The sequence below is a fragment of the Lysobacter zhanggongensis genome (assembly GCF_046638635.1).
GTDB classification, from domain to species: Bacteria; Pseudomonadota; Gammaproteobacteria; order Xanthomonadales; family Xanthomonadaceae; genus Novilysobacter; species Novilysobacter luteus.
Window position 1 is genome coordinate 17478 of record NZ_JBJXHK010000024.1, and the last position, 21678, is coordinate 39155.

At 68.1% G+C, this 21678-nt stretch carries 18 protein-coding genes and 1 pseudogene; 18 read left to right on the forward strand and 1 reads right to left on the reverse strand.

Features of this window, described 5'->3' with window-relative positions:
- Window positions 1-26 precede the first annotated feature (26 nt).
- The 5 genes from ACKVMH_RS06190 to tsf all read left to right on the forward strand — a co-directional run bounded on the left by ACKVMH_RS06190 (window position 27) and on the right by tsf (window position 5898).
- Complete coding sequence (locus ACKVMH_RS06190) at window positions 27-2321, forward strand: fimbria/pilus outer membrane usher protein (protein WP_412699650.1); 2295 nt, start codon at window positions 27-29, stop codon at window positions 2319-2321.
- Complete coding sequence (locus tag ACKVMH_RS06195; RefSeq protein ID WP_412699651.1) at window positions 2318-3310, forward strand: Csu type fimbrial protein; 993 nt, start codon at window positions 2318-2320, stop codon at window positions 3308-3310. The genes ACKVMH_RS06190 and ACKVMH_RS06195 overlap by 4 nt, the downstream gene beginning before the upstream one ends.
- A gap of 163 nt (window positions 3311-3473) precedes the next feature.
- Window positions 3474-3761 (forward strand): hypothetical protein, encoded by a 288-nt coding sequence (locus ACKVMH_RS06200; RefSeq protein WP_412699652.1) that lies wholly within the window; start codon window positions 3474-3476, stop codon window positions 3759-3761.
- Between the two features lie 273 nt (window positions 3762-4034).
- The gene (gene rpsB / locus ACKVMH_RS06205; RefSeq protein ID WP_215218314.1) at window positions 4035-4883 is read left to right on the forward strand and encodes a 30S ribosomal protein S2; all 849 of its coding nucleotides are present in this window, start codon (window positions 4035-4037) and stop codon (window positions 4881-4883) included.
- 145 nt (window positions 4884-5028) lie between these two features.
- The gene (gene tsf / locus ACKVMH_RS06210) at window positions 5029-5898 is read left to right on the forward strand and encodes a translation elongation factor Ts (protein WP_412699653.1); all 870 of its coding nucleotides are present in this window, start codon (window positions 5029-5031) and stop codon (window positions 5896-5898) included.
- A gap of 144 nt (window positions 5899-6042) precedes the next feature.
- On the opposite strand, the gene ACKVMH_RS06215 is transcribed toward tsf, so the two are convergent.
- A complete protein-coding gene (locus tag ACKVMH_RS06215; protein ID WP_412699654.1) occupies window positions 6043-9087 on the reverse strand; it encodes a TonB-dependent receptor in 3045 nt (1014 codons plus the stop codon).
- A 278-nt stretch (window positions 9088-9365) separates the two neighbouring features.
- Between ACKVMH_RS06215 and pyrH the strand changes: the two genes are divergently transcribed.
- From pyrH to lpxB, 13 genes and pseudogenes are all read left to right on the forward strand, one after another.
- Window positions 9366-10088: a UMP kinase gene (gene pyrH / locus ACKVMH_RS06220; protein ID WP_215218317.1), complete on the forward strand. Its 723-nt coding sequence runs from the start codon at window positions 9366-9368 to the stop codon at window positions 10086-10088.
- 80 nt (window positions 10089-10168) lie between these two features.
- Window positions 10169-11065 (forward strand): cation diffusion facilitator family transporter, encoded by an 897-nt coding sequence (locus ACKVMH_RS06225; protein WP_412699655.1) that lies wholly within the window; start codon window positions 10169-10171, stop codon window positions 11063-11065.
- Window positions 11066-11129: 64 nt separating this feature from the next.
- Complete coding sequence (gene frr / locus ACKVMH_RS06230; RefSeq protein ID WP_215218319.1) at window positions 11130-11687, forward strand: ribosome recycling factor; 558 nt, start codon at window positions 11130-11132, stop codon at window positions 11685-11687.
- A 32-nt stretch (window positions 11688-11719) separates the two neighbouring features.
- The gene (gene uppS / locus ACKVMH_RS06235) at window positions 11720-12478 is read left to right on the forward strand and encodes a polyprenyl diphosphate synthase (protein ID WP_412699656.1); all 759 of its coding nucleotides are present in this window, start codon (window positions 11720-11722) and stop codon (window positions 12476-12478) included.
- A complete protein-coding gene (locus ACKVMH_RS06240) occupies window positions 12475-13326 on the forward strand; it encodes a phosphatidate cytidylyltransferase (protein ID WP_215218321.1) in 852 nt (283 codons plus the stop codon). Before uppS ends, ACKVMH_RS06240 begins: the two co-directional genes overlap by 4 nt.
- Window positions 13327-13328: 2 nt before the next feature.
- A pseudogene (dxr, locus tag ACKVMH_RS06245) lies at window positions 13329-14429 on the forward strand (1-deoxy-D-xylulose-5-phosphate reductoisomerase); the annotation flags it as partial.
- Window positions 14427-14654 (forward strand): hypothetical protein, encoded by a 228-nt coding sequence (locus ACKVMH_RS06250; protein ID WP_412699660.1) that lies wholly within the window; start codon window positions 14427-14429, stop codon window positions 14652-14654. The pseudogene dxr and the gene ACKVMH_RS06250, both read left to right, overlap by 3 nt.
- A 30-nt stretch (window positions 14655-14684) precedes the next feature.
- On the forward strand, window positions 14685-16049 hold the full coding sequence (gene rseP, locus ACKVMH_RS06255; RefSeq protein ID WP_412699657.1) for an RIP metalloprotease RseP: 1365 nt from the start codon (window positions 14685-14687) through the stop codon (window positions 16047-16049).
- A gap of 117 nt (window positions 16050-16166) precedes the next feature.
- On the forward strand, window positions 16167-18650 hold the full coding sequence (bamA, locus tag ACKVMH_RS06260) for an outer membrane protein assembly factor BamA (protein ID WP_412699658.1): 2484 nt from the start codon (window positions 16167-16169) through the stop codon (window positions 18648-18650).
- A 35-nt stretch (window positions 18651-18685) separates the two neighbouring features.
- Window positions 18686-19687 carry a UDP-3-O-(3-hydroxymyristoyl)glucosamine N-acyltransferase gene (gene lpxD, locus ACKVMH_RS06265; RefSeq protein ID WP_412699661.1) on the forward strand — a complete coding sequence of 334 codons (1002 nt, stop codon included), beginning with the start codon at window positions 18686-18688 and terminating at the stop codon, window positions 19685-19687.
- A 51-nt stretch (window positions 19688-19738) separates the two neighbouring features.
- A complete protein-coding gene (gene fabZ, locus ACKVMH_RS06270) occupies window positions 19739-20188 on the forward strand; it encodes a 3-hydroxyacyl-ACP dehydratase FabZ (protein WP_215218326.1) in 450 nt (149 codons plus the stop codon).
- Window positions 20185-20970, forward strand: a complete 786-nt coding sequence (gene lpxA, locus ACKVMH_RS06275; protein ID WP_412699659.1) for an acyl-ACP--UDP-N-acetylglucosamine O-acyltransferase — start codon at window positions 20185-20187, stop codon at window positions 20968-20970. The genes fabZ and lpxA overlap by 4 nt, the downstream gene beginning before the upstream one ends.
- Before the next feature lie 40 nt (window positions 20971-21010).
- Window positions 21011-21678 (forward strand): lipid-A-disaccharide synthase (lpxB, locus tag ACKVMH_RS06280; RefSeq protein ID WP_412699662.1); only part of this gene is annotated, 668 nt, incomplete at its 3' end.

The following is a 21678-nucleotide window of genomic DNA, read 5'->3' on the forward strand; positions in this document are numbered from 1 at the left end:
TGGCCTGCTGCCTGCCGGCTACCGGCATGGCCGCCGGCGCCGCCGTGCCGCCGCTGGAAACGCCGGTGGCGCAGGCCGAGCTCCCGCTGTACCTGGAGGTCGAACTCAACCACCAGTCCACCGGCCTGCTGCTGCCGTTCGTGCTGCGCGACGGCCGGCTGTACGCCCCGGCCGACACCCTCACCCGGCTCGACTTCACCCTTCCGGACACAGCGCCCGGGCAGCTGGTCGCACTCGATGACATTCCAGGCGTGCGGTTCGACTACGACGCCGGGCTGCAGCGGGTCGCCATCAATGCGCCGCTGTCGCAACTGGCGCTGGCCACCACCGTCATCGCGCCCGAGCACGCCGCGGTGCCGGCGGCCAGCAACGCCCCAGGCCTGCTCCTCAACTACGACCTGTACGCCAACCACTCCGGCCGCTCCAGCAACGCAACGGCCTACGCGGAGCTGCGCGCCTTCGGAGGCAATGCCGGGGTGTTCAGCACCACCGCGGTCACACGTGCCTTCCGCAGCCACGGCGATGCCGGCTGGCGGGGCGACAGCGTCCGGCTGGATTCCAGCTGGGAATGGTCCTTCCCGGACACGATGACCCGGCTCGCCCTGGGCGACACCACCACCGGCAGCATGGGCTGGACGCGCGCGGTGCGGGTGGGCGGCATCCACCTGGGCCGCAACTTCGGCCTGCAGCCCTACCGCGTCACGACACCGCTGCCCGCGTTCCTTGGTGAAGTGGCGGTGCCATCCGAGCTGGAGCTGTACGTCAACGGCGTACGACAGTACTCCGGCGAAGTGCCGGTGGGCCCGTTCCAGCTGGTCTCGCAGCCGGGCATCAACGGCGCCGGTGACGCGCAGCTGGTCATCACCGACGCGTTCGGCGCCGTGCGCACGCTGAGCTTCCCTTTCTATGCCAGCCAGAACCTCCTCGCCGAAGGACTGTCGGACTGGTCGGTCACCGCCGGCGTGATCCGCGAGGACTACGGCCTGCGCTCGTATTCCTACGGCAGCCAGCCGGTCGCCAGTGGCAACCTGCGATACGGCGCCAGCGACGCGCTTACGATCGAGCTGCACGGCGAAGGCGGCGACGGCCTGGGTAACGGCGGTATCGGCGCGATCTGGGCGGCGGGACGTGCGGGCATCGTCAGCGCGTCGTGGTCGGCCAGCGACTGGCACGAGCGGACCGGCACCCAGACCGCGTTCGCCTACAGCTGGAACAACGCGCGCTTCAACCTCTCGCTCAGCACCCAGCGCACCCAGGACGACTACAGCGACCTCGCCTCCGGCTACGGGCAGGCGCCCGCGCGCGCCAGCGACCGGGCGCTTGTCGGCTGGAATTCCGCCCTGCTGGGTAGCTTCGGTGCCAGCTACCTGCGGTTGCAGTACCCGGAAAGCGACGCCAGCCGGTACGCCAGCGCCTACTGGAACCGCAGTTTCGGGCGCGACTGGGCACTCAACTTCAGCGTCAACCAGAACCTCGACGCGTCCGCCGACCGCAGCTTCTACCTCGGGATTTCGGTCAACCTCGGCGAGCGTCGCGCGCTCAATACCTCCCTGCAACGCAACGCGGGCCGCGACAGCGCCAACGTCGACATGGCCCAGTCGGTACCAACCGCCGGCGGGCTCAGCTGGCGGGTCCGCGCCAGCCACGCCGACGGCGGAGACGCCTCGGCGCTGGCCGAGGCCGGATGGCTGGGTGACCACGGCCGGGTCAACGGTGGCGTCGCCGGTTCCGCCGGCAACTGGTACGGCTACGCCGGCGCCAACGGCGGGCTGGTGCTGATGAGCGGCGACGTGTTCGCCTCGCGCAGCGTCAACGACGCCTTCGCGGTGGTGTCGACCGGCGATGTCGGCGGGGTGCCGGTCAAGCTGGAGAACCGCCTGATCGGCACCACCGGCGACAACGGACTGCTGCTGGTCACCCCGCTCAATGCCTGGCAGCGCAACCGCCTGGCCATCGACCCGATGGACCTGCCGGCGGATATGCGGCTGGGCCAGGTCGAGATGTTCGCCGTACCGAGCGACCGCGCCGGGACCGAAGTGCGTTTCGACGTCCAGCCGGTGCGTGCCGCCGTGGTGGTCCTGCACGATGCAGACGGCACCCCGCTCGACGCAGGTGGCAGCGCGGTGCTGGTTGGCAACGCGTCACCCGCCACCTTCGTCGGCTACGACGGCGAGATCTACCTCGACACGCTCGATGACCACAACACCCTGCAGGTCACGACCGCGACCGGCACTTGCAGGGTCGCGTTTGACTACCCCGAAACCAGCGCGCCGATTCCCCGGATCGGACCGCTGACCTGTATCCCGGAGGAGGCGCCATGAACTGGCTGCGTTGTCTGCTGGTCCTTTCGCTCGCAATCGGCACGCTTTTCGCCGCGCCCAATGCCCATGCCATAACGTCGTGCTCGGCCGAGATGACCGCACTGAACTTCAACTCGGCCGACCCTGCGGACGGAACCGCCACGGCGACCATCACCTACGAATGCGGCAGCTACTTTGCGCCGGCCAATGTCGCAGTGGGTTTGTGCTTCGCGATCGGCCACGGATCGGGCAATACCATCCTCGACCGTCGGATGAGCCACATCGAGTCTCCGGGCGACCAGGTCTCGTTCCAGATCTACAAGGATCCGGCGCGCACTTTGATATGGGGCGACAGCGCATCGGCGCCCAGTCATCTATCAACGACCATCGAGTACGCCACGTTCCTGAGCTTCGGCTACCACCGCGGAACCATACAGGTCTACGGAAAAGTGTCAGACCTGTCGCAGGCAGCTGCCGGTGATTACCGGAACAACTTCGCCGACGCGCGACTGACATACAGCTATCGCGAGAGCAACAACCCCAATCCGCCCGGCTGCGACCAGGGCAACAGCGGCACGAGCGTGACGATGCCTTTCCAGGCACTGGTGACCGTACCTCCCAGTTGCAGCGTCGTCACCGCCAGCGACATGAGCTTCAATCCCGGCGGCATGCCGTTGTCGGGCACGCGCACCGGCAACTTGGCCAGCACCTCCACCATCGACCTGACCTGCACCAAGCGCACGTCCTGGCAGGTCGGACTCGACGACGGCCTGCACGCGATGGCAGGCGGCACCCGTCAGATGTGCAACCCGGACGGCGCCTGCATTGCGTACCGGCTCAACAGGACCAGCGGCACCAACCCGTGGGGCGACGACATCGACGTCAACACGGTGGAAGGCACCAGTGCCGGCACCAGCCAGTCCCTGACGGTCCACGGCCGGGTGGACGACCAGCCCCTGCTCCAGGCGGGGCGCTACAGCGACACGGTCAAGGTCGTCCTGACGTATTGACCGTCCCGGCGGCATGCGGTCCCGCGTGACCCACCTCACAGTTCGGAGACAAAGCCCGGCATAGCCTGCTGATGTGCCCGATACCGGCTCAACTTTTGCAGGAGCCGGCCGACACATTGTCTGACCCGTCTCGTCCCTCGTGGACGAGCAACAGGAGCAGTCAATGCGCGTCCGCAAGTCCATCGCCATCGTCGCCGTGGCCGCCTGCCTGGCCAGCGGCTCCGTCTGGGCAGGCACTAAGGGCACCATCCGGGTCGGGATCACCATCGTGCCGGGTTGCGCGGCCGACACCCGGCCGGCCCCCACCCACGACCGCCCCATGAAGGTGGACTGCTCGCCGCGGGTGCCCTATCGGGTGACGACCAGCGGCGATGCCCCCCACCCGCCCCACCAGCGCGCCGTGGCGCCGGGCGAGGCTGCTTCTCCCCGCATTGCGACGTTGACGTTCTAGCCTCCGCGGATATTTGCTCCAGTGCCCCAAACGCCGGTACAATCCGCCGGCTGACCCGGCGTGTCCGGGCCACCGCCCACGTCGTGCGTCATCGACGAATACACACCTGCTGCCACAGCCCGTGCCGGGGTGCCTCGTGAGTCCTTGCGGATCAAGAGGTTCGGCCACGGAAGCAGCAGGGAGGCCCAACCCCGGAATCCGTGCCCCGGCCAAGCCGTGGCAGCCGCCCCACCCTATCCGGCGGCCAGGGTTCCACTGCCTGGAGTTACAGCAATGCCCCAGATCACCATGCGCCAGATGCTGGAAGCCGGCGTCCACTTCGGCCACCAGACCCGTTACTGGAACCCGAAGATGGGCCCGTACATCTTCGGCGCCCGCGGCAAGATCCACATCATCAACCTCGAGAAGACCGTTCCGCTGTTCAACGACGCGATGAACTTCATCTCGGGCATCGCCCAGAAGCGCGGCATGATCCTGTTCCTGGGCACCAAGCGCAGCGCGCGCGAGGCGATCAAGGAAGAGGCCGAGCGTTGCGGCATGCCGTACATGAACCAGCGTTGGCTCGGCGGCACCCTGACCAACTTCGCCACGGTCAAGAAGTCGGTGTCGCGCCTGAAGGAGCTGGAAGCGGCCGAGACCGACGGCACCTTCGAGAAGCTGGTCAAGCACGAAGTGCTGGGCCTGCGTCGCGAGCGCGACAAGAAGGAAGCCTCGCTGGGCGGCATCAAGGAGATGAACCGCCTGCCCGACGCGCTGTTCGTGATCGACATCGGCCACGAAGACATCGCGATCAAGGAAGCCCGCAAGCTCGGGATCCCGGTCGTGGCGGTGGTCGACACCAACTACGACCCGGCCCTGGTCGACTACGCGATCCCGGGTAACGACGACGCCATCCGCGCCGTCCAGCTGTACGCCCGTGCCGCCGCCGACGCCGTGCTGGAAGGCAAGGCCGCCGCGCCGCAGGCGGCCAGCGTCCGCGAGGAAGACTTCAACGCCGAAGGCGAAGCCGGCGACAAGCCGCGCCGCGCCCCGGCCAAGAAGGCCGCCCCGAAGAAGGAAGCCGCCAAGGCCGAGGACAAGCCCGCCGAGGGTGAGTCGGCTGAAGCACCGGCCGCCGAGTAAGCGCGATGTCATGCGGCCGCGCCATGCTGCGCGGCCGCACTTTCCTGTAGGAGCGGCTTCAGCCGCGATCCGTAACGGACGGCCGCTCGCATCCCGTCGCGGCTGAAGCCGCTCCTACACACCCCCGAATTCAGAGGTAACCCCCATGGCAGAGATCACCGCTTCCCTGGTCAAGGAACTGCGCGAGCGCACCGGCGCCGGCATGATGGAGTGCAAGAAGGCGCTCACCGAGAACAACGGCGACGTCGAAGCGTCGGCCGAGTGGCTGCGCAAGCAGGGCCTGGCCAAGGCTGACAAGAAGGCCAGCCGTGTCACCGCCGAGGGCCGCATCGTCTCCGCGCAGGGCGACGGCAAGGCAGTGCTGGTCGAGATCAACTCCGAGACCGACTTCGTCGCCAAGGACACCAACTTCCTGGCCTTCACCGAAGCCGCTGCCGACGCCGCCCTGGGCGCCGCCGACATCGACGCACTGAAGTCCACCAAGCTGTCGTCCGGCGACACCGTCGAGGAGGCCCGCTCGGCCCTGATCGCCAAGGTCGGCGAGAACGTGCAGGTCCGCCGCATGGCCCGCATCGACAGCAGCAACACCGTGGCGGCCTACGTCCACGGCGGCCGCATCGGCGTGCTGGTCGAGCTGAAGGGCGCGAGCGACGAGCTGGCCCGCGGCATCGCGATGCACGTCGCGGCGATGAACCCGCCGTACATCTCGCCGGCGCACGTCCCCGCCGATTTCGTCGCGAAGGAGAAGGAAATCGCCCTCGCCCAGGTCAAGGACACCGGCAAGCCGGCCGAGATCCTGGAGAAGATGGTGTCGGGCAAGGTCGCCAAGACGGTCAACGAGATCTGCCTGACCGGCCAGCCGTACGTGCTGGACACCAACCAGAGCGTGGAGCAGGCCCTGAAGGCCGGCGGCGCCGAGGTCATCAGCTTCGTCCGCCTCGCCGTCGGCGAAGGCATCGAGAAGCAGACCGACGACTTCGCATCGGAAGTGATGAAGCAGGCCGGCCTGGCGTAAGCCACCGGTCATGCATCAAGAGGCCGCGGGCAACCCCGCGGCCTTTTTTTTGCGTCCTGCACAAAGAACAGGGCCGCCTTGCGGCGGCCCGAATGAGAGAGAGACACCCGGCGCGGCAAACGGCCGCGCCGGGTTTTTTTTCGCTTAGAAGTCGTACCGCAGGGCAAACCGCACGCTGCGCGGGGTCGAGTAGCTCAGCACCCGGTTGGTGTGCGCATACGGTACGCCGGGGCCGCCGAGCTCGCCGTACTCGACGATGCTCTGCGCTTCCTGCTCGTCGAACACGTTGAACACGTCAAGCGAGAACTCCAGCGCGTTGTCCGCCCAGTTCGGGGCATACGCGACGCCGAGATCCAGCTTGTTGGTCCACGGCAACCGGCCGCTGGTGCCACGCGGCACGGGCTCGCCGTTGCAGAAGTGGTAGTACGGACCGCCGTAGGAGTAGAACTCGATGAACTCCTCGTCTTCCGGCGAGTTGTTCGGGTAGTAACCGGTGCAGTTCTTCGGACGGCCGGACTGGAAGGTCGCGGTGGCCGAGAAACGCCATTCCGGGGTCAGCTGGTAGAAGCCATAGCCCTTGATGTAGTGGCGCCGGTCGTTGGGCAGGTAGCCGTTGGCGTACTCCATCAGCTCCGGGTGATCCCAGTCCATCGTCTGGGACACGTCGCCCTGGCCGACGTCGGACTTCAGCTGGCCTTCGGCGTTGCCGTAGTTGCGCGACAGGGTGTAGTCGATGCGGCCATACCAGGTGCCGTCGAACGGACGCTCGACGAAGAAGTCGATGCCCTGGTACATGCGCTTCAGCTTCGGGAAGCCCAGCTCTTCGGCGGTGAGGGCCACCTCGACGAGGTTGCCGCTGCCGTCATCGAGCATGAACGTGTTGTCCTCGCCCGGGTTGAACAGGCGGCAGGACGCCAGCTCGTTGCCCAGCTGGTCGGCCATTTCCTCGGACATGCCGCGGGCGATCGCCCAGTTGTAGGCCGGACGGTAGTCGCACATGTCGTCGATGGCGGCCTTGAGATCGCGATGCACGTAACGCGCACCCACGTTGATCTGGTCGGTCAGGCGCTTCTCGAAGCCCAGCACGAACTCGTCCTGGTAGTGCGAGTCCAGGCCCTTGGCGGTCACCGAATCCGGGTGCGGCGCCTGGCCGTACTCGCGGTTCGACGAGTACGGACCATCACCCAGCGGAGTCAGGCCGATCGGCGCACCGGTGACCGGGTCGATGCCGGTGAAGGCGAAGTACTCGTTGGTGTAGAGCGAACCTGCCGCACCGCGCAGCGCCACGTTGTTGGGCATGGCCAGGTGGTAGCGACCGGCATTGGCAAACAGCTTGAGCGAAGCGTCACCGAAGACGTCCCAGCTCGCGCCCAGGCGCGGCGCCCACTGGTCCTTCTGCTCGGCATACACCTCGCCGTCGGCGTTGAAGTTCTCGAACGCCTCGTTGCGCAGGCCCAGCGTCAGCAGCCAGTTGTCGGTGACCTGCCAGCGGTCTTCCAGGTAGTACGCCGACTGGTCGACCGAGAAGGTGCCACCGTTCGCGTACCGGTACTGCGACACGTAGTCGCCGCTGCCACCCGGGCACACGGCGCCGCCGCCACCCTGGATCGGCTCGCCGGCGGCACCCGGTCCGCAGGAGCTGTAGATCCAGCGGTAGCCGGCCGGGCCGGAGGTCACTTCGCCAGCGCGCGAGGTCGAGTCCTGGCGGTCATAGCCGACGCGCAGCGAGTGGCTGCCGACCTGCCATTCCAGATCCACGCGGAAACCCTCGGTCTCGTCGAAGGCATCCGGGAACGCCAGCTGCGCATAGGTGCCGCGCTGGACCGGATCGGCCACCGAGCGCGAATCGCTCACGTAGACGACGCTGGGGTCATAGCCGAACGGAACCGCGACGTGATCCTGCTTCTGCGTGCCGTACATGGCCGTCAGCGTCAGCGAATCGGTCAGGTAACCGGTGTACTTGCCGACGTACAGCTCGCCGCCGTCCTCGTAGAAGTAGCCACCGGTCTTGTCGTAGCCACGGATGGTCTCGTCGGTGCCCGGGGTGTAGGTGTACGGGAAGTAATCGACCGTCTGCTTGGTGATGTCGGAGACGGCGGTCAGCTCGACGATGTGGTTGTCGGTGATGTTCCAGTCGATCTTGGCCAGCCAGCGCGGGATCTCGTAGTGGGAGTCGCGATAGCCGTTGGTGGCACCACCCGGCCGGGCGAGCACGCTGGACTGGTCCTGCTCCTCCATCTCGCCGCCGACATACATGAACAGGCGGTCCTTGATCAACGGGCCACTGGCGTACATGCCGTAGCTCCACGAGTTGACTTCGATCTCCTCGCGCTTCTGGTAGATCAGGCCGTCGTTGGGGGTGCCGTTGTCGGGATAGATGATGTTCTCGTAATCGGCGCGCAGGCTGGCGGGCCGGTAGGTCATCAGGCCGCCGAACTTCCACTCATTGCCGCCGCGCTCGGTCACGATGTTGACCACGCCGCCGGTCGCACGGCCGAACTCGGCGCCGTAGCCGCCGGTGATGACCTGCATCTGGCTGATGCCGTCGAACGGCAAGCTGGTGGAGCCGAGGTTGGTGAGCGGGTTGGTGACCGCGTAACCGTTGATGTAGAACGCGTTCTCGGACGCGGCCGAGCCGCCGAAGGACGCGGTACCCGGGTAGCGCGAGTCCGCCTGGACAACGCCCGGGGCGAGCAGCGCCACCGACTCGATGCTGCGACCGACCGGCAGCTTCTCGAGCTGCTGTGCGGTGAACGTGGTGCGCGTATCGGTCGAGGAGACGTCGATGAACGACGCTGCCGTACCGGTCACGACGATACGGTCAAGGTCGGTCGCCGAGCCGTCCGCGGCACCGCCTGCGGAGAACGACACCTCGCGGCCACCACCCAGGGTGACCTGGACGTCTTCCTTGGTGGCCAGCACCTGGCCGTCGCGCTGCAGGGAGACGGTGTACTCACCGGTGGGAAGCGCGGTCGCGCTGTAGCGGCCGTTGGCGTCCGCCGTGATCTGGCGGGTCAGGCCGGTGTCGACGTTCTGGATGACGACAACGGTTCCCGGCTCGCCGGTGGAACCGAAAATCGAGCCCGCGGCATTTGACTGGGCATGCGCGACCCCGGAAGCAAAACAGACACCGAGTGCGACGGTCAGTGCACTACGACGCAAAGCGCGGTTGAAGGTGGGTTTTGACACTGGTGACTCCCCTAACGCAGTCGGAAGGAAACCCTTTCGGGCCGGCCGACTATGACTTTGGTCACGGGGACGTAACAAGGCGCTAAGGAAACATTTATGTAGAAATGTGACCTACGTCACGTTTTGGTCGGAACCAAGCCACTTGCCATACTGGCAAAGCTGTGGCCGGCGCCTATTTAGTAATGTGTGGCACTTGTGAAACGCATCGGGATGTTGTCTGCAGCTGCCGGGCGGGGCGCTGCCGTTACAATTCCCGCGCCCCCTTCCGAGACGATCCCATGCCCCAGCTCGCCTATCGCCGCATTCTCCTGAAACTGTCCGGCGAGGCGCTGATGGGGAGCGAGGACTACGGCATCGACCCCAAGGTCATCAACCGCCTTGCCAACGAGGTGATCGAGGCCCAGGCGGCCGGCGCGGAGATCGCCCTGGTGGTGGGTGGCGGCAACATCTTCCGCGGCGCCGGCCTTGCGGCCGGTGGCATGGACCGGGTGACCGGCGACCACATGGGCATGCTGGCCACCGTGATCAACGCACTGGCCATGCAGGACGCGCTCGAGAAGCTCGGCGGCAAGGCGCGCGTGATGAGCGCCATCAAGATCAACGACGTGTGCGAGGACTACATCCGGCGCCGCGCCATCCGCCACCTAGAGAAGGGCCGGCTGGTGATTTTCGCCGCCGGCACCGGCAACCCGTTCTTCACCACAGATTCGGGCGCAGCACTGCGCGCGATCGAGATCGGGGCCGACCTGCTGCTCAAGGCGACCAAGGTCGACGGCGTCTACGACAAGGATCCGAACAAGCACCCCGACGCCGTGCGCTTCGACCAGCTGAGCTACGACGAGGTCCTCGCCCGCAACCTGCAGGTGATGGACACCGCCGCGTTCGCCCTGGCCCGCGACAGCGACCTGCCGCTGCGCATCTTCGACATGAGCCAGCCCGGCGAACTGCTGCGCATCCTGCGCGGCGAGCAGATCGGCACGCTGGTGCAGGGGCGCAGCTGAGCAGGGCGCGCGCTGGGGCAACCGCATCCCTGCGGGCGACGGAATAGTGTCCGCGCGCACGGCGTGACAGCATCTCGTCCATGCACGCCCACGACCACCATCAGGGCACCCGCGCATTCGCCGCGGTGACCCTCATCAACCTGGCGTTCACCGTCATCGAGGCGGGGTACGGCTTTGCCACCAACTCGCTGGCATTGCTGTCGGACGCGCTGCACAACCTCGGCGACGTGCTGGGCCTCGGGTTGGCCTGGGGCGCCGCGGTGCTGGCCCGCCGGATGCCGACCGATCGCCACACCTACGGCTGGCGCCGCGCCACCCTGCTCTCCCCCCTCGCCAACGCGGTGTTGCTGGTCGCCTTCTCGGGCGCCCTTGCCTGGGAAGCGATCCGGCGCTTCAACGCACCGCCCGAAATCCCGGCGTGGCCGGTGATCCTGGTGGCGTTGCTTGGCATCGCGGTCAACCTGGGATCGGCCTGGTTCGTGCGTGACGGGCATGACCACGACCTCAATCGTCGCGGCGCGTTCCTCCACCTGATGGCCGACGCCGGGGTCTCACTTGCCGCGGTACTCGCGGGCACCGGCATGCTGTGGTTGGGTTGGGCCTGGCTGGATCCGATGATCGCACTGCTGATCGGGCTGGTGGTCGCGGCCAGCGCGTTCGGCTTGCTGCGCGAGAGCTTCAACGCCGCCATGGACGCCGTGCCGCGCTCGATCGACCAGGAGGCGGTGCGCGGTTTCCTTGCGGGGCAGCCCGGCGTCAGCGCCGTCCACCACCTGCATATCTGGTCGCTGGGGGCCGGCGAGATCGCGATGACCGCGCACCTGGTCCGCCCGGACGCTCACGACCACGATGCCTTCATCGATCGGGTCAACCTGGCGCTCGACCAGCGCTTCGGCATCAACCATCCGACCCTGCAGATCGAGCACGGCACCGCCTGCGAGCACGATCGCCACGACCGCGCGCCGCACGGCCATTAGCAATGGGTCGGGCGCGGGGCTCCGCTATACTCCCCGCGATTACCGCACGAGACCGGAGCCGGCAATGCTCGACGAGATCAAGAAAGACGCCCAGACCCGCATGAACAAGAGCGTCGAGTCGCTGCGCCACGACCTGACCAAGGTCCGCACCGGCCGCGCTTCGACCGCACTGGTCGACCACCTGAAGGTCAACTACTACGGGTCGGACATGCCGCTGACCCAGGTCGCCAGCGTGGCCGTCACCGACGCCCGCTCGCTCACCATCACCCCGTGGGAGAAGCAGATGGTCTCCGCGGTGGAGAAGGCGATCATCAACTCCGACCTCGGCCTGACCCCGAATACCGCCGGCACCGTGATCCGGATCAACCTGCCCGCCCTGACCGAGGAGCGCCGCAAGGAGCTGTCCAAGCACGTGCACGGCGAAGGCGAGAACGCCAAGGTCGCGATCCGCAACATCCGCCGCGACGCGAACCACCAGGTCAAGGAGCTGCTCAAGGAGAAGCTCATCTCCGAGGACGACGCCGCCCGCAGCGAGACGGAAATCCAGAAGCTGACCGACGACGGCATCAAGAACGTCGACGAGGTGGTCAAGGCCAAGGAGCAGGAGTTGATGGCCGTCTGATGGCAGCGGCGACACTTTCGCCCGCCCAGGCCATGTCTTCCGAAACCGGTTCCGCCGCGCGAATCCCGCGCCACCTGGCCGTCATCATGGATGGCAACGGGCGGTGGGCGCAGCGCCGGCGTCGGCCGCGTGTGATCGGCCACCGCGCCGGGGCCCGCGCGGTCAACGTCTGCGTCGACTTCTGCCTGGCCAAGGGCATCGAGGTCCTGACCCTGTTCGCGTTTTCCAGCGAGAACTGGGGGCGGCCGGAGGATGAGGTCGGCGCGCTGATGAAGCTGTTCATGGGCGCGCTCGAACGCGAGGTCGACGAGCTCGACCGCCGCGGCGTGCGCGTCCGATTCATCGGGGAGCGCGAGCGCTTCAGCGACGCGATCGTCGCCCGCATGGACGCTGCCGAGGCGCAGACAGCCGGCAACGCGAAGCTGCACCTGGTGGTCGCCGCCAGCTACGGCGGGCGCTGGGACATCGCCCGCGCCGCCCGCCTGCTCGCCCAGGACGTGGCCGACGGCAAGCTGCGGCCGGAGCAGATCGACGAGCAGACCCTCGGCGGGCGCATCACGCTGTCCGACCTCCCCGCGCCCGACCTGTTCATCCGCACCGGTGGCGAGACGCGGATCAGCAATTTCCTGCTGTGGCAACTCGCCTATACCGAACTGTGGTTCACCGATCTGTTGTGGCCCGAGCTGGATGCGGCGACACTGCAACGCGCGATCGACGACTACAGCGGCCGCGAACGCCGCTTCGGCCTGACCGGCGCGCAGTTGGCCGCTCCCGACGAGACTCCCGAATGACCCGCACCCGTACCCTCGCCGCACTGGTGATGGCCCCGCTCGCGATCCTCGCGATCCTGCTGCTGCCGACCGACTGGATGATGATGCTGGTCGCGGTGGTGTTCCTGCTGGGCCTGTGGGAGTGGTTCGACCTGGCCGAGATCGAGGACACCCTCGCTCGCACCGTGCTGCTGGTCGCCCACCTGGCGGTGATGGTGGCGCTGGTCTGGGCATCGCGATCGACAACCGGCTTCAGCTTCGTGCTGTTCCAGCTGATGACCGTGGTCGGCGTGATCTGGTGGTTGCTGGCGCTCGCCTGGCTGGGTCGCTACACGTTCGCCAGCGACCATGAGACCTACGCACGCGTGTTCAAGCTGGCCGCCGGTGCGCTCAGCATCATCCCGGCCTGGTGTGCACTGGCGTGGATCCACGCCGGCGAGCCCAATGGCCACCGCTGGCTGCTGACCGCCCTTGCGGTGGTCTGGGCGGCCGACACGGGGGCCTACTTCACCGGCCGCAAGTTCGGCGGCAAGTTGTTCAAGGGCCGCAAGCTGGCACCGCGCATCAGCCCGAACAAGACCGTCGAAGGCCTGGCCGGCGGCATGCTCGCCGCCGTAGCGGCCGGTATCGGCTTCAGCCTGATCGCCGGCGCCGGCGTCGCCCAGTTGCCGGCGGTCGCGCTGGTGTCGCTGGCCGCGGGCCTGTTCTCGGTGGTCGGCGACCTGTTCGAGAGCCTGCTCAAGCGCCACGCCGGTGTTAAGGACTCAGGACACCTGATCCCCGGCCACGGCGGGATCCTCGACCGTCTCGACGGTGTCCTCGCGGCGTTGCCCGCCTTCGCGCTGGGCAAGGCGCTGCTGGGCTTCTGAGCATGAAACGGGTTGCCGTCCTCGGCGCCACGGGGTCGATCGGCGCCTCGGCGCTGGACGTGATCGCGCGCCATCCCACCGCGTTGCGGGCCACTGTGCTCGCCGCCGGCCGCCAGGTCGACGCCCTCGTGGAGTTGTGCCGCCAGCACCGCCCCGAGCACGCAGTGATCGCCGACGAGGCCCTGCTCGGCCGCCTTCGCGACCGGCTGCGGGGCGCCGGGCTTTCCACCATTGCCCACGCGGGCGATGCCGCGCTGGTCGAACTGATTGGCGGCGACGCCTGCGACACCGTGGTCGCCGCCATCGTCGGGGCCGCCGGCCTGCCGTCGACGCTGGCCTCGGCCCGCGCCGGCAAGCGCCTGCTGCTGGCCAACAAGGAATCGCTGGTGCTTGCCGGCGAACTGCTGATGGCGGCCGCGCGCGAAGGCGGCGCAACGATCGTCCCGATCGACAGCGAGCACAACGCGATCTTCCAGTGCCTGCCCGATGCGCCCGCGCGCGACGGCCTGGCGCGGATCATCCTGACCGCCTCGGGCGGGCCGTTTCGCGGCCGCAGCCGGGCATCGCTGCGGGACGTGACGGTCGAGCAGGCCGTGGCACATCCGAAGTGGTCGATGGGCCCGAAGATTTCGGTCGACTCGGCCACCCTCATGAACAAGGGGCTCGAGGTGATCGAGGCCCACCACCTGTTCGACGTCGACGGCGACCGGATCCAGGTCCTCGTGCATCCGCAGAGCCTGGTCCACTCGCTGGTGGAATTCGTCGACGGCTCGACCCTGGCCCAGCTTGGCCTGCCGGACATGCGCACCGCGCTGGCGGTCGGGTTCGCCTGGCCGCAGCGCATCGCCTCGGGCGTCGGCGGGCTGGACCTGCTGGCCGAGGGCGGGCGCCTCGAATTCGAACCGCCGGATCTGGACGCCTTCCCCTGTCTGCGGCTGGCCTTCGACGCGCTGGCCGCCGGCGGCACCGCGCCGGCGGTCCTCAACGCCGCCAACGAAGTTGCTGTTTCAGCGTTTCTTCAGCGCCGGGTGGGTTTCCTGTCGATCCCTGCGATCGTCGAGGACACCCTCGCGGCACTNCTGCGGCTGGCCTTCGACGCGCTGGCCGCCGGCGGCACCGCGCCGGCGGTCCTCAACGCCGCCAACGAAGTTGCTGTTTCAGCGTTTCTTCAGCGCCGGGTGGGTTTCCTGTCGATCCCTGCGATCGTCGAGGACACCCTCGCGGCACTTCCGGCCATTCCCGCGGTCTCACTGGACGCCCTGCACGACGCCGACGCCGCCGCGCGGCGCCATGCAAGCCGTGCGGTCGACGACAGGTCGAGCGCATGACCCTCCCCTCCTCCCACCAGGACCCACGGCATGTCTGAGTTGCTTGGATCGATCTGGTGGCTGATCGTCAGCCTCGGCGTGCTGGTGACTTTCCACGAGTTCGGCCACTACTGGGTGGCACGGCGCTGCGGGGTCCGGGTGCTGCGGTTCTCGGTCGGCTTCGGCCGACCGCTGTGGTCACGCCGGGGACGCGACGGCACCGAATACGTGGTCGCGGCGATCCCGCTGGGTGGTTACGTCAAGATGCTGGACGAGCGCGAGGGCGACGTCCCCGCCGGCCAGCTCGACCAGGCCTTCAACCGCAAGTCGGTGTGGAAGCGGATCGCGATCGTCGCCGCCGGCCCCATCGCCAACCTGCTGCTCTGCATTGCGCTGCTGTGGGCGATGTTCGTGATCGGCCGTCCGGACTATGCCCCGGTGGTGGGTGACGCCAACGGCATCGCGGCCGAAGCCGGCCTTCAGCGTGGCGACCGCGTGCTGGCCGTGGGCGAGCGCGAGACCCCCACCTGGAGCGATCTGCAACTTGCGCTGCTACCCGCCGCGCTGGACCGGGCCGACGTCGAGCTGCGGGTCCTGACCGCCAATGACACCCCCGCCCGGCGCATGCTGGCGCTGTCCGCGCTGCCGGCCCGGTTCGACGAGCGCCGCGCGATCGCCGAGATCGGACTGACGCCGCGCCACATGCTGGTCCCGCCGGTGATCGGCCGGGTGGCCCCCGATACCGCGGCATGGGGCGTGCTGGCCGAAGGCGACCGGATCACCGCGATCGACGGCCAGCCGGTGCAGTCGTGGAACGACATCGGCCCGATGGTCCAGCAACTTGGCGATCGCGACGGCCCGGCGATGGTCGAGGTCGAGCGCGACGGCGACCGGCTGGCACTGGAGCTGACGCCCACCCGCATCACCCCCGAGGACGGCGGCGAACCGTACTGGGCGCTCGGCGTGAGTTCGGTGCGGCCCGACATGCCCGAGATGGACGCCGAGCTGCGCCACGGGCCGGTCGCCGCCATCCCGGCCGCCCTGCGTGAAACCGTGCACCAGGCCGGGGAACTGGTCTCCATGATCGGCCGTGCCTTCACCGGCCGGGTCGAGGTCGAGAACACCGTCGCCGGCCCGATAACGATCGCCCGGGCGGCCAATGCCTACGCCGACCAGGGCCCGGCCTGGTACCTGTCGCTGCTGGCGATGCTGTCGCTCAGCCTGGGCATCCTCAACCTGCTGCCGATCCCGATCTTGGACGGCGGTCACCTGCTGTATTACCTTATCGAGCTGGTCAAGGGCAGCCCGGTCAGCGAGCGGACGATGGCTGTCGGGCAGTACGTGGGCCTGGTGCTGATCGTCGGGCTGATGGGCCTGGCGTTCTACAACGACATCGTCAACAACCTGATGCGCTGACGCCATGCCCGTCGAACGTGCCTTTTACCCGGGCCCCACCCGCCTGAGACCCACCCGCCCCGCCTCTGCCCGGCACCTGCACCACGCGGGCGCCGCAGAACCCAACCGGACGTGATGATGACGCGACCCACCAATCGCCGCCTGCTTGCCCTCGCCCTCGCCTCGGCGCTCTCGACCGCCCCGGCATTGCCTGTGCTGGCACAGACGGCCACGGCCGCCCCGGTTGCCCCGTTCACGGTGGGCGACATCCGTGTCGACGGCCTGCAGCGCATTTCCGCCGGCACCGTCTTCACCTACCTGCCGATCGAGCGGGGCGACACGGTCGACCAGGGCCAGGTCGGCGACGCGATCCGCGCGCTCTACAAGACCGGTTTCTTCGAGGACGTGCGGATCGGGCACCAGGGCAACATCCTGGTGGTCACCGTGACCGAGCGGCCGGCGATCAACAAGCTGACCCTGAGCGGCAACAAGGACATCAAGACCGAGGACCTGATGAAGGGCCTGGCCGACATCGGCCTGACGGAGGGCAACACCTTCGACCGGCTGAGCCTGGACCGCGTGACCCAGGAGCTGACCCGCCAGTACAACAACCGCGGCAAGTACAACGTCGCGATCACCCCCACGGTGACGACGCTGCCGCGCAACCGCGTGGACGTCGCAATCGCCGTCAAGGAAGGCAAGGCCGCCCGCATCCAGCACATCAACCTGGTCGGCAACGAGCTGTTCGAGGACGAGGAGATCCTGGACACCTGGGAGTCGGGCGAGCACAACTGGATGAGCTGGTACCGCCGCGACGACCAGTACTCGCGCGAGAAGCTCTCCGGCGACCTGGAAAAGCTCAACAACTTCTACCTCGACCGCGGCTACGTCGACTTCGCCATCGACTCCACCCAGGTCTCGATCAGCCCCGACAAGCAGGACATGTTCATCACCGCCGGCGTGACCGAAGGTGACCAGTACAAGGTGTCCAGCGTGACGGTGACCGGCGATACGGTCCTGCCGAAGGAGGAGATCGAGAACATGGTGCTGGTCAAGCCCGACCAGATCTTCTCGCGCCGCCTGCTCGAGATCAGCTCCGATGCGATCACCGCCACCCTCGGCAACGTCGGCTACGCGTTCGCACAGGTCAACCCGATCCCCGACGTGAACCGCGAGGACAAGACCGTCGGCATCAACATGCAGGTGGTGCCGGGCCCGCGCGTCAACGTGCGCCGGGTGGTGTTCAAGGGCAACAGCCGCACCGCCGACGAGGTGCTGCGCCGCGAGATGCGCCAGTTCGAGGGCAGCTGGTACTCGCAGGCCGCGATCGACCGCTCCAAGATCCGCCTGCAGGGCCTGGGCTATTTCGACACGGTCGACGTCGAGACCCAGCCGGTGGCGGGCACGCACGACCAGGTGGACGTGGTCTACACCGTCAACGAGGTCGCCGCGGGCAGCTTCGTGTTCGGCCTGGGCTATTCCGCGCTGACCGGCCTGAGCACCCAGATCCAGCTGTCGCAGAACAACTTCCTGGGCAGCGGCAACCGCATCGCGGTGCAGGCGCAGCGCAATGCGTACCTGCAGCGCTACGACTTCTCGTTCCTCAACCCCTACTTCACCGACAACGGCGTCTCGCTGGGCTACAACCTGCGCTGGAGCGAGTTCGACAACTCCGACTTCAACACCGCGCAGTACTCGTCCACCAGCGGCGTTGGCCAGGTGGTACTGGGCGTGCCGATCACCGAGACCGACAGCATCACCGCGCTGCTGGGCATCGACAGCAACCAGATCTTCGCCTTCCGCGGCCGCACGCCGGACTCGCTGGTGGACTACATCGACGCCATCGGCCAGCGCACGTTCCACGCCTGGCGCGGCGAGATCGGCTGGGGCCGTAACACGCTCAACAGCGCGCTCACCCCGACCCGCGGCACCAACCAGCGCGTCTGGCTCGAGGCGACCCTGCCGGGCTCGACGGTCGAGTACTACAAGCTCAACTACAGCTTCTCCAAGTTCTGGCCGCTGTCGCGCCACCTGGTACTCAACACGCGCACCGACCTGGGCTACGGCGACAGCTACGGCGACGAGTTCGTACGCAACGTCTGCTTCACCGGCGGCAGCGTGGTCGATACCGACGGCGATCCGGATACCCCGCCGGTGTTCGTGCCAGGCCCGGACCCGACCGAGCCGTGCCTGACCGATTCGCCGGACTTCGTCGAGACGATCACCGCCGACGGCCTGCCGTTCTTCGAAAACTTCTACGCCGGCGGCGTGCGCTCGGTGCGCGGTTTCACCGACAACACGCTGGGTCCGAAGGAGGCCGCCGCGGGCAGCAACTACCTGCAGCCGATCGGCGGCGCGTTCAAGACCACCGGCTCGCTGGAGATGTTCTTCCCGACCCTGATCGACAGCACCGCGGCGCGCGTGTCGGCGTTCGTTGACGTCGGCAACGTCTACCGCGACTTCGACACCTGGGACGCCGGCGAACTGCGCGCATCCACCGGCGTGGCGCTGATGTGGCGCTCGCCGATGGGCCCGATCTCGATCAGCTACGCCTACCCCTTCCGTAAGGAAGAGGGGGACGACCTGGAGCGCCTGCAGTTCACCTTCGGCGGCACGTTCTGACGGCGCCGGACGCCGTCGTGACCCGCGCTACCGCCATCTTCACCGCCACCGAGCTGGCCGAACGCTTCTCGCTCGGGCTGCGCGGTGACGGTGGAGTGCAGCTAGAAGGCGTCGGCACGCTCGCCGGCGCCGGCGCCGGGCAACTCGCCTTCCTCGCCAATCCGCGCTACCGCAGCCAGCTGGCATCGACCGCCGCCGGTGCCGTGGTCATGCGCGAGGCGGACGCGGACGGATACACCGGAACCGCGCTGGTCGCCGCCGATCCGTACGCGGCCTTCGCGAAGATCTCCGCGTTGTTCGAACCGGTACCGGTGCGCCCGGCGGGCACCCACCCGTCGGCCGACATCGACCCGACCGCGACCGTGGCCGCCGATGCCCATGTCGGCGCCTTCGTCAGCATCGGCGCGCGCAGCCGGGTCGAAGCCGGCGCGGTGCTGGGTCCGGGTTGCGTCATCGGCGATGACTGCGTGGTTGGTGCCGGCAGCGAACTGATCGCCCGCGTCACCCTGGTTACCCGCGTGCGGCTGGGCCAGCGCGTGCGGATCCATCCCGGTGCGGTGCTCGGCGCGGACGGCTTCGGCCTGGCGATGGACGCGGGGCGCTGGCTCAAGGTGCCGCAGCACGGCGGCGTGGTGATCGGCGACGACTGCGAGATCGGGGCCAACACCTGCATCGACCGCGGTGCGATCGAGGACACCGTGCTCGAAGAGGACGTCCGCCTCGACAACCAGATCCAGATCGGCCACAACGTCCGCATCGGCGCACACACGGCGATGGCGGGCTGCACCGCGGTGGCCGGCAGCGCGCGCATCGGACGCTACTGCCTGATCGGCGGCGGCGCCGGCATCCTCGGCCACCTGGAGGTCTGCGACCGCGTGGTCATCACCGCGATGAGCCTGGTCAGCAGCTCGATCCGCGAACCGGGCGAGTACTCTTCCGGGACCGGCCTGATGGACAATCGCAGCTGGCGCAAGAACGCAGCGCGCTTCAAGCAGCTCGACAGCCTCGTCCGCCAGTGGCGCGGGCGCGGTGACTGAAATGGAAGGCGGCCCGTCCCGACGGGCCCGCAAGCAAGGAAAACCGACCTAGTGAAACTGCCGATCGACGTCCCCACCATCCACGCGCTGCTGCCGCACCGCTACCCGTTCCTGCTGGTCGACCGCGTCGTCGAGCTCGAACCCAACAAGCGCGTGCTGGCCTACAAGAACGTCACCGCGAACGAGAACTTCTTCAACGGCCACTTCCCGGGCCGTCCGGTGATGCCCGGCGTGCTGGTGATCGAGGCGCTGGCACAGGCGGGCGGCCTGCTGACCCAGCTGTCCACCGGCGGGGAAAGCGACGGCAAGCTGTTCTACCTGGTCAAGGTGGACGGCGCGAAGTTCAGCAAGATGGTGGTGCCGGGCGACAAGCTCGAGCTGGAGGTGATCCTCAAGCGCACCATCCGCAACATGGCGCTTTACCAGGGCATCGCGCGCGTGGACGGCGAACAGGTCGCCTGCGCCGACATCCTCTGCGCCGAGGTCGTCAACGAAGCATGAGCCAGGCCGTCGTCCATCCGAGCGCCGTCGTCGAGCCGGGTGCCCGGCTGGGAACCGGCGTGCGCGTGGGTGCCTTCAGTTACATCGGCACCGAAGTGGAGATCGGCGACGGCACGGTGGTGGGGCCGCACTGCAGCATCCACGGCCCGACCCGCATCGGACGCGACAACCGCATCCTCGGCCACGCCGCGCTCGGCGGCGACCCGCAGGACAAGAAGTACGGCGGCGAGCGGGTCGAACTGGCCATCGGCGACCGCAACACCATCCGCGAGTTCGTCACGATCAACCGTGGTACCGGTGCCGGCGGTGGCTGCACCCGCATCGGCGACGACAACTGGTTGTTGGCCTACACCCACGTCGCCCATGACTGCGTTGTCGGCAACCATTGCGTGTTCTCCAACAACGCCACGCTGGCCGGCCACGTCGAGATCGGGGACCACGTGATCCTCAGCGGCTTCGTCGGCATCCACCAGTTCTGCCGGATCGGCGCGCACGCCTTCATCGGCATGGGCGCGTTCGTCAACGGCGACGTGCCGCCGTTCGTGATGGTCGCGCAGGAAAGCTACGGCCGGCCGCGCGGGATCAACAGCGAAGGCCTCAAGCGCCGCGGGTTCGACCCCGACCGCATCAGCGCCATCAAGCGCGCCTACCGCGCGCTCTACGTCGCGGGTGGCTCGCTCGACGAGGCCCGGGTGAAGCTGGCCGACATGGCGGGCGAAAGCCCGGACATCCGCGCCCTGCTCGATTTCATCGACGCCGGCGAGCGCCCGCTGTTGCGCTGACGCCGTGGACTTCCCCGACGACCCCTTCCGGACCCGCCCGATGCGCATTGCGCTGGTCGCGGGCGAAGCCTCCGGCGACCTGCTGGGCGCCGGGCTGGTCGAGCAGCTGCGGCGCCGCTGGCCGAACGCGCACTTCGTCGGCATTGGCGGCGACGCGATGCGGGCCGCCTGTACCGAGACCTGGTTCGACGCCTCCGAACTGGCCGTGATGGGCCTGTCGGAAGTCCTGCGGCACCTTCCCCGCCTGCTGCTGCTGCGCCGCGAGTTGCGCCAGCGCCTGCTGGACTGGCAACCCGACGTGTTCATCGGCATCGACGCACCGGACTTCAACCTCGGCGTCGAGCGCTGGTTGAAGCAGCGCCGCGGCACCAACGGCCTGCCACGCACGGTGCACTACGTCAGCCCGTCGGTTTGGGCCTGGCGGGAGAAGCGTGCGGAAAAGATCGGCCTCAGCGCGGACCGGGTGCTGTGCCTGTTCCCGATGGAGCCACCGATCTACCAGCGCCATGGCGTCGACGCGCGTTTCGTGGGCCACCCGCTGGCGGATGCGATGCCGCTCGAGCCCGACCGTGCGGCTGCCCGCGAAGAACTCCGCCTGGATCCCGCGCGCCCGCTGCTGGCGGTGCTGCCGGGTTCGCGGGTCGGCGAGATCGAGCGGCTGGCCGGCGACTTCCTCGCAGCCGCCGCGCGCGTGCTGGCGGCCGAGCC

Excerpts from the sequence above, each read along its gene's own strand:
- ACKVMH_RS06225 (WP_412699655.1), top strand. The coding sequence starts at position 10,169 with ATGCACGCCCACGACCACCATCAGGGCACCCGCGCATTCGCCGCGGTG.
- pyrH (WP_215218317.1), top strand. The coding sequence starts at position 9,366 with ATGCCCCAGCTCGCCTATCGCCGCATTCTCCTGAAACTGTCCGGCGAG.
- ACKVMH_RS06190 (WP_412699650.1), top strand. The coding sequence starts at position 27 with ATGGCCGCCGGCGCCGCCGTGCCGCCGCTGGAAACGCCGGTGGCGCAG.
- ACKVMH_RS06195 (WP_412699651.1), top strand. The coding sequence starts at position 2,318 with ATGAACTGGCTGCGTTGTCTGCTGGTCCTTTCGCTCGCAATCGGCACG.
- rpsB (WP_215218314.1), top strand. The coding sequence starts at position 4,035 with ATGCCCCAGATCACCATGCGCCAGATGCTGGAAGCCGGCGTCCACTTC.
- bamA (WP_412699658.1), top strand. The coding sequence starts at position 16,167 with ATGACGCGACCCACCAATCGCCGCCTGCTTGCCCTCGCCCTCGCCTCG.
- frr (WP_215218319.1), top strand. The coding sequence starts at position 11,130 with ATGCTCGACGAGATCAAGAAAGACGCCCAGACCCGCATGAACAAGAGC.
- ACKVMH_RS06200 (WP_412699652.1), top strand. The coding sequence starts at position 3,474 with ATGCGCGTCCGCAAGTCCATCGCCATCGTCGCCGTGGCCGCCTGCCTG.
- ACKVMH_RS06240 (WP_215218321.1), top strand. The coding sequence starts at position 12,475 with ATGACCCGCACCCGTACCCTCGCCGCACTGGTGATGGCCCCGCTCGCG.
- tsf (WP_412699653.1), top strand. The coding sequence starts at position 5,029 with ATGGCAGAGATCACCGCTTCCCTGGTCAAGGAACTGCGCGAGCGCACC.
- rseP (WP_412699657.1), top strand. The coding sequence starts at position 14,685 with ATGTCTGAGTTGCTTGGATCGATCTGGTGGCTGATCGTCAGCCTCGGC.
- uppS (WP_412699656.1), top strand. The coding sequence starts at position 11,720 with ATGTCTTCCGAAACCGGTTCCGCCGCGCGAATCCCGCGCCACCTGGCC.
- lpxA (WP_412699659.1), top strand. The coding sequence starts at position 20,185 with ATGAGCCAGGCCGTCGTCCATCCGAGCGCCGTCGTCGAGCCGGGTGCC.